Source organism: Mycobacterium scrofulaceum (assembly GCF_001667885.1).
In the GTDB taxonomy this organism is placed as follows: Bacteria; Actinomycetota; Actinomycetes; order Mycobacteriales; family Mycobacteriaceae; genus Mycobacterium; species Mycobacterium scrofulaceum_C.
Genome location: NZ_LZJW01000150.1, coordinates 1 through 9070, shown reverse-complemented (window position 1 = coordinate 9070; position 9070 = coordinate 1). Strand labels below are relative to the sequence as shown.

The following is a 9070-nucleotide window of genomic DNA, read 5'->3' as shown; positions in this document are numbered from 1 at the left end:
CGGGCAGGCCGGGATCCAGCGCGGGGGCCGACCCGAAGTTGCCGATGCGTTCGCCCAGCGGCGGCACCCCGGCCAGCATCGACACCGCGGCGGCGCCCTGCGAGAAGCCGCCGAGCACCAGCTTCGTTCCCGGGCACTGGTCGACCATCTGCGCGATGTGGTCGCGCGCGTCGTTGGCGCCGTCGGCGGTTTGCAGGAAGTTGTAGCTGGCCGGGGTGCCGCCGCTGGGCGAACGCATCGGCAACTTCGGGTCGGCCCCCGCGCTGGATCCCGGCCTGGCCAGCAAGGTGGCGGCGGTCGCGGTGTTCGGCAATCCCGGCAACCGCTTCAACACGCCCCTGTCGACGACGGGCCTGTTCGCCGGCCGCGCCATCGACATCTGCAGCCCCGGCGACCCGGTGTGCGTGGTCGGCGGCCGCGACCGGGATGCGCACCACGATTACGGGGTGGCGCCCTACCCCGGGCAGGCGGCCGGATTCATCGCCGGGCTGGTGTAGCCCGGCCCCTAAGGTCGCGGTGGGATACTGCGAGGATGCCCACACCCGCATTGGACCATCCCTCAGACAGGGTCGAGGATGTCGTGCGGCGACGTGGCTCGGACCTGGTTGAGCTGTCCCACGCCATCCACGCCGAGCCCGAGCTGGCGTTCGCCGAGCATCGCAGCTGCGCCAAGACCCAGGCGCTGGCCGCCGAGCGCGGCTTCGCGATCACCGCGTCGGCCGGCGGCCTGGACACCGCCTTCCGCGCCGACTTCGGCAGTGGGCCGCTGACCATCGGGGTGTGCGCCGAGTACGACGCGCTGCCCGAGATCGGCCACGCGTGCGGCCACAACATCATCGCGGCGTCGGCGGTGGGCGCCGCGCTGGCGCTGGCCGAGGTGGCCGACGAGCTGGGCCTGCGCGTGGCCCTGATCGGTACCCCCGCCGAGGAGGCGGGCGGCGGCAAGGCGCTGCTGCTGCGGGCCGGGGTGTTCGACGACGTGGCGGCGGCGGTGATGCTGCACCCGGGTCCGGCCGACATCGCCGCGGCCCGCTCGCTGGCGCTGTCGGAGGCGATCGTGCACTACCGCGGCAAGGAATCCCACGCCGCCGTCGCGCCGCACCAGGGCATCAACGCCGCCGACGCCGTGACCGTCGCGCAGGTGGCCATCGGCCTGTTGCGGCAACAACTGGCCCCGGGTCAAATGGTGCACGGGATCGTCACCGACGGCGGGCAGGCGGTCAACGTCATCCCCGGCCACGCGACGCTGCAGTTTGCGATGCGGGCGGTCGAGTCGGATTCCCTGAGACAGCTGGAGGGCAGGATGTACGCGTGCTTCGCCGCGGGCGCGCTGGCCACCGGCTGCGAGTACGAAATCGACAACCCCGCACCGGCGTACGACGAACTCCAACCCGACGAATGGCTGGCCGACGTCTTCCGCGAGGAGATGCGCCGGCTCGGGCGCGACCCGGTGGCCCGGGAGTTCGAGGCGGCGCTGCCCATGGGCAGCACGGACATGGGCAACGTGACCCAGGTGCTGCCCGGGATCCATCCGGTGGTCGGGGTCGACGCGGGCGGCGCGATGGTGCACCAGCGCGCGTTCACCACCGCCGCCGCGAGCCCCAGCGCCGACCGCGCCGTCGTCGAGGGCGCGATCATGTTGGCCCGCACCGTCGTTCAGCTGGCTCAGACCCCCGCCCAGCGCGACCGGGTGCTGGCGGCGCACGATCGGCGGGCGAGCGCATGAGCCTGGCCGACGCCGCCACGTCCTGGCTGGCCGCCCACCACGACGACCTGGTCGAGTGGCGCAGGCACATCCACCGCTACCCCGAGTTGGGCCGCCAGGAGTACGCCACCACGCAATTCGTCGCCGAGCGGCTGGCCGACGCGGGGCTGAACCCCAAGGTGCTGCCGGGCGGCACCGGGCTGGTCTGCGACCTGGGCCCCGAGCACGAGCCGCGGATCGCCCTGCGCGCCGACATGGACGCCCTGCCGATGGCCGAGCGGACCGGCGCGCCCTACACCTCGACGATGCCGAACGTCGCGCACGCCTGCGGGCACGACGCCCACACCGCCATCCTGCTGGGCACCGCGCTCACCCTGGCGTCGGTGCCCGAGCTGCCGGTCGGGGTGCGGCTGATCTTCCAGGCCGCCGAGGAGCTGATGCCCGGCGGCGCGATCGACGCCATCGCCGCCGGCGCGATCAGCGGGGTGTCGCGGATCTTCGCCCTGCACTGCGACCCGCGGCTGGAGGTCGGCAAGATCGCGGTCCGGCACGGCCCGATCACGTCGGCGGCCGACCAGATCGAGATCACCCTGCACTCGCCGGGCGGGCACACGTCGCGCCCGCACCTGACCGCCGACCTGGTCTACGGGCTGGGCACGCTGATCACCGGGGTGCCCGGCGTGCTGTCCCGCCGCATCGACCCGCGCAACGCGACCGTGCTGGTGTGGGGCGCGGTCAACGCCGGGGTGGCCGCCAACGCCATCCCGCAGTCCGGGGTGCTGGGCGGCACCGTGCGCACCGCGAGCCGGCAGACCTGGGTCGGGCTGGAGGACATCATCCGCGAAACGGTGTCGGCGCTGCTGGCGCCGCTGGGCATCGAACACACCCTGCAGTACCGGCGCGGCGTGCCGCCGGTGGTCAACGAGGACGTCTCCACCCGCATCCTCACCCACGCGATCGAGGCGATCGGCCCCGACGCGCTGGCCGACACCCGCCAGTCCGGCGGGGGTGAGGACTTCTCCTGGTACCTCGAGGAGATTCCCGGCGCGATGGCGCGACTGGGCGTCTGGCCGGGCCAGGGGCCGCAGCTGGACCTGCACCAGCCGACGTTCGACCTCGACGAGCGGGCCCTGGCGATCGGGCTGCGCGCGATGGTCAACATCGTCGAGCAGTCGGCCGCGTTCTCGTCGCCCTAGCGCGTGGCGCGCATTACGTGTTCCGTGATGCGGGCGTAGCTGCGGAGCGTGACGTCGGCCGCGTCGCTCATGATGTTGTAGCCGTGATCGACGCCGGCGACCTCGTAGTACTCCGCCAGCGCCCCGGCGGCGTCGAGCTTTTCGGCGTAGCGGCGGGCCTCGTCGCGGAGTCGGTCGTGCTCGGCAGTCACGACCAGTGCGGGCGCGATGCCGGCGATCCCGTCGGCGTTGTCGCCCCAGGCGGGCGAGGCCAGCCGGTCGCGCCGTTGCGCGGCGTCGGGCACGTAGGCGGTGTCGAAGACCTCGCCCATCCACGGCTTCAGGACGGCGCGGCCGCCCAGGCTGGACGCCTTGTCGCGGGCGGGCGTCACCAGGTCCAGCGGCGCGTAATGCAGCACCTGCAGCGCGATGCGGGGGCCGCCGTTCTCCAGCGCCAGCCGCGCCGCCGCGGCGCTGAGGTTGCCGCCCGCGCTCTGGCCCCCGACGCACAGCCGCCCGCCGTCCCAGCCGCGATCGGCGGCCGCCGCCCAGCAGACGACGTCGTAGATCTGGTGCGGCGCCGCGGGGAAGCGGTGCCGCGGCGCCAGCACATAGTCGGGGTTGATCACCACCACGCCGGCGTTGGCGGCCAGGTACCGGCACCAGGGATCGTCCTGTTCGGGGTGCCCGACCACGAACCCCCCGCCGTGCACATTGACGTAGACCGCCGGGTTCGCGGTGCCGGCGGGCGGGTGGTAGACGGTCGCCGGCACGGGACCGTGCCGAGCTCCGATGGTGACCCCGGTGGTCCGGCCCGGCAATTCGGGGAAGCGCACCGCGGCCTTGGGGGCCGGGTTGACGACGGCGGCGAACGTGCGGGCCAGTGCGTCGGCGACGACTGGTTGGGAGAGAATCGACACGGGCCTTAGGAGCCCGTTCCCGGACCGATGTTGCGGGCCGGCCTGGTTCGCAGGTTGTGCACGTAATCGCTTGGGGCTCCGGCGATTTCGGCAGCGTCGGCCATCACGCCCAGGTATCGCGCCGAGGGCAGGCCGCCCTCCCAGGCGTCGAGCACATACAGCCACGCCAGCACGGGATCGGTGCTGGTGTCCGACGAGATGCGCTCTACCCGGCAGCGGATCTTCTTGTGGACGCCGAACTCCGAGCCCTCCCACCGGTCGAGGTTGTTCTCGTCGGCCGGGGTCATGTCGTAGAGGACGACGAACACCTTGGAGTCCGGGTCTTCGACCACGGTGGCCAGCGCGCCTTCCCAGCCGATGTCCTCCCCGCCGAACGTCAGGCGCCAGCCGTGCAGCCAGCCGGTTCCGGCCATCGGGGAATGGGGTGCCCGCTTGAGCATCTGCTCAGGATCCATGTTCGACCCGTAGGCGGCGTAGATCGGCACGGGGAAATCTTAGACGTCACCCGCGCGAGCGGTCTTCTCCGAAGGATTTCGCCGCGCTGCACGGTGCCCGCTTCCCCGGCTAGGTTGGGGGCTGTGGCGACCCGCATCGTGATCCTCGGTGGCGGCCCGGCCGGTTACGAAGCCGCGCTGGTGGCCGCCACCTCACACCCCGACACCACGCACGTCACCGTGATCGACTCCGACGGCATCGGCGGCGCGGCCGTGCTGGACGACTGCGTGCCGTCCAAAACGTTCATCGCCTCGACCTGGCTGCGCACCGAGCTGCGCCGGGCGCCGCGGCTGGGGTTCGACATCGACATCGACGACGCCAAGATCTCGCTGCCGCGGATTCACCACCGCGTCAAGCAACTCGCCACCGAGCAGTCGGCCGACATCACCGAACAGCTGCTCGCGGTGGGCGTGCACGTGGTGGCCGGTCACGGCGAGCTGATCGACCCCACGCCCGGGCTGGCCTGCCACCGGATCAAGGCGACCGCCCCGGACGGCACCACCCGGGAGTTCGAGGCCGACGTCGTGCTGATCGCGACCGGCGCCAGCCCGCGGGTCCTGCCGTCGGCCCAGCCCGACGGCGAGCGCATCCTGACCTGGCGGCAGCTCTACAACCTGGAGGCGCTGCCCGACCACCTGATCGTGGTCGGCTCGGGCGTCACCGGCGCCGAGTTCGTGCACGCCTACACCGAGCTGGGCGTGCCGGTGACGGTGGTCGCCAGCCGGGACCGGGTGCTGCCCTACGAGGACGCCGACGCGGCGGCGGTCCTGGAGGAGGCGTTCTCCGAACGGGGCGTTGAGCTGGTCAAGAACGCCCGCGCCCAGTCGGTCACCCGCACCGAGGACGGCGTGCTGGTCACCCTGGCCGACGGGCGCACCGTCGAGGGCAGCCACGCCCTGATGACCATCGGCTCGGTGCCCAACACCGGCGGCCTGGGGCTGGACCGGGTCGGCATCGAGTTGGGCCGCGGCGGATATCTGACCGTGGACCGGGTGTCGCGGACCTCGGTGGCCGGGATCTACGCCGCGGGCGACTGCACCGGCTTGCTCCCGCTGGCGTCGGTGGCCGCCATGCAGGGCCGGATCGCGATGTACCACGCGCTGGGCGAGGGCGTCAGCCCCATCCGGTTGCGCACGGTGGCGGCGACGGTCTTCACCCGGCCCGAGATCGCGGCCGTCGGCGTGCCGCAGACGATGATCGACGACGGGTCGGTGTCGGCCCGCACGATCATGCTGCCGCTGCGCACCAACGCGCGGGCCAAGATGTCCGGCCTGCAGCAGGGTTTCGTGAAGATGTTCTGCCGCAAATCCACCGGCGTGGTGATCGGCGGCGTGGTGGTGGCCCCGATCGCCTCCGAGCTGATCCTGCCGATCGCGGTGGCCGTCCAAAACCGCATCACGGTCAACGAGCTGGCCCAGACGCTGGCCGTTTACCCGTCGTTGTCCGGATCGATCACCGAGGCCGCTCGTCGCCTGATGGCCCACGACGATCTGGACTAGCCTGGGTTCGACACCGTCCTACTGGCGAGTAACCGACAGGAGTTTCCCGGTGAGGAGTCCTCTGCCGTGACCGATCCGATCCACGCGCCCACCGAGTTGGGCTCGCCGGCGTCCGTGCTGGGACCGCAGCACCGCGAGGTGGCCTGGGAGCGGCTCGGCACCGAGCAGTTCGACGTCGTCGTCATCGGCGGCGGTGTGGTGGGTTCCGGTTGCGCGTTGGACGCCGCCACCCGGGGGCTGAAGGTGGCGCTGGTCGAGGCGCGCGATTTCGCGTCGGGCACCTCGAGCCGCTCGTCGAAGATGTTCCACGGCGGGTTGCGCTATCTCGAGCAGCTGGAGTTCGGGCTGGTGCGCGAGGCGCTCTACGAGCGCGAGCTGTCGCTGACCACCCTGGCGCCGCACCTCGTCAAGCCGATGCCGTTTTTGTTTCCGCTGACCAACCGCGTGTGGGAACGGCCCTACGTCGCCGCGGGCATATTCCTCTACGACCGGATGGGCGGCGCGAAATCCGTTCCCGCGCAAAAGCATTTGACCCGGGCTGGCGCCCTTCGGCTGAGCCCGGGCCTCAAGCGCAGCGCGCTGATCGGCGGGATTCGCTACTACGACACCGTCGTCGACGACGCCCGGCACACGATGACCGTCGCGCGTACCGCCGCGCACTACGGCGCGGTGGTGCGCTCCTCCACCCAGGTGGTCGCGTTGCTGCGCGAGGGCGACCGGGTGACCGGCGTGCGGGTCCGCGACTCCGAGGACGGCGCCATCACCGAAGTCCGCGGCCACGTCGTCGTCAACGCGACGGGGGTGTGGACCGACGAGATCCAGGCGCTGTCCAAGCAGCGCGGCCGGTTTCAGGTGCGCGCGTCCAAGGGTGTGCACGTGGTGGTGCCGCGCGACCGCATCGTCAGCGACGTCGCGATCATCCTGCGCACCGAGAAATCGGTGATGTTCGTCATCCCCTGGGGCAGCCACTGGATCATCGGCACCACCGACACCGACTGGAACCTGGACCTGGCCCACCCCGCGGCCACCAAGGCCGACATCGATTACATCCTGCAGACCGTCAACACCGTGCTGGCCATTCCGTTGAGCCACGCCGACATCGACGGCGTCTACGCCGGGCTGCGGCCGCTGCTCGCGGGCGAGAGCGAGGAGACCTCCAAGCTTTCGCGCGAGCACGCCGTGGCGGTGCCCGCACCCGGCCTGGTGGCCATCGCCGGCGGCAAGTACACCACCTACCGGGTGATGGCCGCCGACGCGATCGACGCCGCGGCCCAATTCGTCCCGGCCCGGGTGGCGCCGTCCATCACCGAGAAGGTCAGCCTGCTGGGCGCCGACGGCTACTTCGCGCTGGTGAATCAGGCGGAACACGTTGCGGCGCTTCAGGGTTTGCATCCCTATCGAGTGCGGCATCTGCTGGACCGCTACGGCTCGCTGATCGGCGACGTGCTGGGTCTGGCGGCCGGCAACGCCGACCTGCTCAGCCCGATCAAGGAGGCGCCGGGCTACCTCAAGGTGGAGGCCCTGTACGCCGTCACCGCCGAGGGCGCGCTGCACCTGGAAGACATCCTGGCGCGCCGGATGCGGATCTCCATCGAGTACTCGCACCGCGGCGTCGACTGCGCCCGCGAGGTCGCCGACGTGGTCGCCCCGGTGCTCGGCTGGACGGCGCAGGACGTCGAGCGCGAGGTGTCGAACTACTGCGCGCGGGTGGAGGCCGAAATCCTGTCGCAGGCCCAGCCCGACGACGTGTCGGCGGACGAGTTGCGGGCCAGCGCGCCCGAGGCGCGCGCCGAGATCCTCGAGCCGGTGCCCTTGAATTGAGCGCGTGGTGAGGCCCGCCCCGCTCCCGGTGCGGGACGGACTGGGGCCCGCGCGGGTCCGGCTGCGCGGCGGGCCGGTCCTGGCCGAGCTGACCGCCCGGTTCGGCGCCTCGGCGCGGTCGAAGGTGCTGGCCGGGGAGGTGGTCGACGCCGACGGCCGCGTGGTCGACGACGCGACGGTGCTGGCCGCCGGTGCCAGCGTCTACCTCTATCGCGAGCTGCCCGACGAGGTCCCGGTGCCCTTCGAGATCCCCGTGCTGCATCGCGACGACGACATCGTCGTCGTCGACAAGCCGCACTTCCTGGCCACCATGCCGCGCGGCCGGCACGTCGCGCAGACCGCGCTGGTGCGGCTGCGCCGGGAGCTGGGGCTGCCCGAGCTGAGCCCCGCGCACCGGCTCGACCGGCTGACCGCGGGGGTGCTGGTGTTCACCGCCCACCGCGAGGTGCGCGGCGCCTACCAGACCCTGTTCTCCCGGGGGTTGGTGCGCAAGACCTACCTGGCGCGCGCCGCCGTCGACCCCGGGCTCGACTTGCCCCGCGTGGTGCGCAGCCGAATCATCAAGCGCCGCGGCGGTTTACAGGCGGGCTGCGAACCCGGGCCGCCCAACGCCGAGACGCTGGTGGAACTCGTTTCCCCGGACGGCCTCTACCGGCTGACTCCACGCACCGGCCGCACCCACCAACTGCGCGTGCACATGGCGTCGCTGGGGGTGCCGATCGACGGAGACCCGTTGTACCCCAACATCATCGACGTGCCGGCCGACGACTTCAGCACGCCGCTGCGGTTGCTGGCGCAGCGCATCGAGTTCGACGATCCGGTGACCGGGGCGCGCCGCGAGTTCGTCACCCGGCGGGCGGGACCGTAGTTTTCGCTCGGCCTGTCGTAAACCGTCCCGGCGGGTTATCCACAGGCTGGAACGTGTGGCTGGGGGTTGTCGGCGCTGGGTGACATAATCGAATGTATGTTCGATTCGAAGGTGCCGTCGGCGGAGGCGATCGCCGCGATGGATGAGCACTTCGAGCGGCGGTATCCGTCGGTGACGCCGGAGTCGGCGGCGCTGCTGGAGCGCGTCGCGGGCTTGGCGCGGGCGGAGAATCGGTCGGCGGCGGGGCAGTTGGCGGTGATCGGGGAGTTGTTCGCCTACCGGCTCTCGCGGTGCGCCGAGTGTGAGGAGTGGGCGGTCGATACCGAGGCTGCGGTCGCCGCCGAGGTGGCCGCGGAGTTGCGGATCAGTCAGGGGTTGGCGGCCAGCCGGGTGCGGTATGCCCGCGCGCTGCGCGAGCGGCTGCCGAAGGTGGGCGAGGTCTTTAAAGCCGGAGATATCGACTACCAGACGTTTCAGACGCTGGTGTATCGCACCGATCTGCTCACCGATCCCGAGGTGGTGGCGGCCGTGGACGCGACGCTGGCGGCGAACGTCGCACGTTGGCCCTCGATGACCCGGGGGCGGCT

Annotated in this window: 8 protein-coding genes and 2 pseudogenes; 7 read left to right on the top strand and 3 right to left on the bottom strand. The window is 71.8% G+C overall.

The features are described 5' to 3' along the window. Positions 1-214: pseudogene (locus A5681_RS21875) on the bottom strand (cutinase family protein); the annotation flags it as partial. On the opposite strand from A5681_RS21875, the pseudogene A5681_RS21870 reads away from it, so the two are divergent. The 3 genes and pseudogenes from A5681_RS21870 to A5681_RS21860 form a co-directional block, all read left to right on the top strand. Next, a pseudogene (locus tag A5681_RS21870) lies at positions 207-497 on the top strand (cutinase family protein); the annotation flags it as partial. The pseudogenes A5681_RS21875 and A5681_RS21870 sit on opposite strands and share 8 nt — an antisense overlap. Before the next feature lie 35 nt (positions 498-532). Further along, positions 533-1726: a M20 family metallopeptidase gene (locus A5681_RS21865; RefSeq protein WP_067280306.1), complete on the top strand. Its 1194-nt coding sequence runs from the start codon at positions 533-535 to the stop codon at positions 1724-1726. Continuing rightward, positions 1723-2901: an amidohydrolase gene (locus A5681_RS21860; protein WP_067280303.1), complete on the top strand. Its 1179-nt coding sequence runs from the start codon at positions 1723-1725 to the stop codon at positions 2899-2901. The genes A5681_RS21865 and A5681_RS21860 overlap by 4 nt, the downstream gene beginning before the upstream one ends. Here A5681_RS21860 and A5681_RS21855 read toward each other — a convergent pair. Next, positions 2898-3716 (bottom strand): alpha/beta hydrolase, encoded by an 819-nt coding sequence (locus tag A5681_RS21855; RefSeq protein WP_067280312.1) that lies wholly within the window; start codon positions 3714-3716, stop codon positions 2898-2900. The two genes, A5681_RS21860 and A5681_RS21855, sit on opposite strands and share 4 nt — an antisense overlap. A gap of 89 nt (positions 3717-3805) precedes the next feature. Then, positions 3806-4285, bottom strand: coding sequence for a gamma-glutamylcyclotransferase (locus tag A5681_RS21850; protein WP_067280300.1), 480 nt, complete (start codon positions 4283-4285; stop codon positions 3806-3808). Between the two features lie 93 nt (positions 4286-4378). Here A5681_RS21850 and A5681_RS21845 point away from each other — a divergent pair, with 93 nt between their 5' ends. The 4 genes from A5681_RS21845 to A5681_RS21830 all read left to right on the top strand — a co-directional run. Next, positions 4379-5794, top strand: a complete 1416-nt coding sequence (locus A5681_RS21845) for an NAD(P)H-quinone dehydrogenase (RefSeq protein ID WP_067280297.1) — start codon at positions 4379-4381, stop codon at positions 5792-5794. 66 nt (positions 5795-5860) lie between these two features. Beyond that, on the top strand, positions 5861-7615 hold the full coding sequence (locus A5681_RS21840; RefSeq protein WP_067280294.1) for a glycerol-3-phosphate dehydrogenase/oxidase: 1755 nt from the start codon (positions 5861-5863) through the stop codon (positions 7613-7615). Between the two features lie 7 nt (positions 7616-7622). After that, the gene (locus A5681_RS21835; protein WP_067280309.1) at positions 7623-8483 is read left to right on the top strand and encodes a pseudouridine synthase; all 861 of its coding nucleotides are present in this window, start codon (positions 7623-7625) and stop codon (positions 8481-8483) included. 96 nt (positions 8484-8579) lie between these two features. Beyond that, positions 8580-9070: DUF222 domain-containing protein (locus A5681_RS21830; protein ID WP_156738095.1), on the top strand; the 491-nt coding region annotated here is incomplete at its 3' end.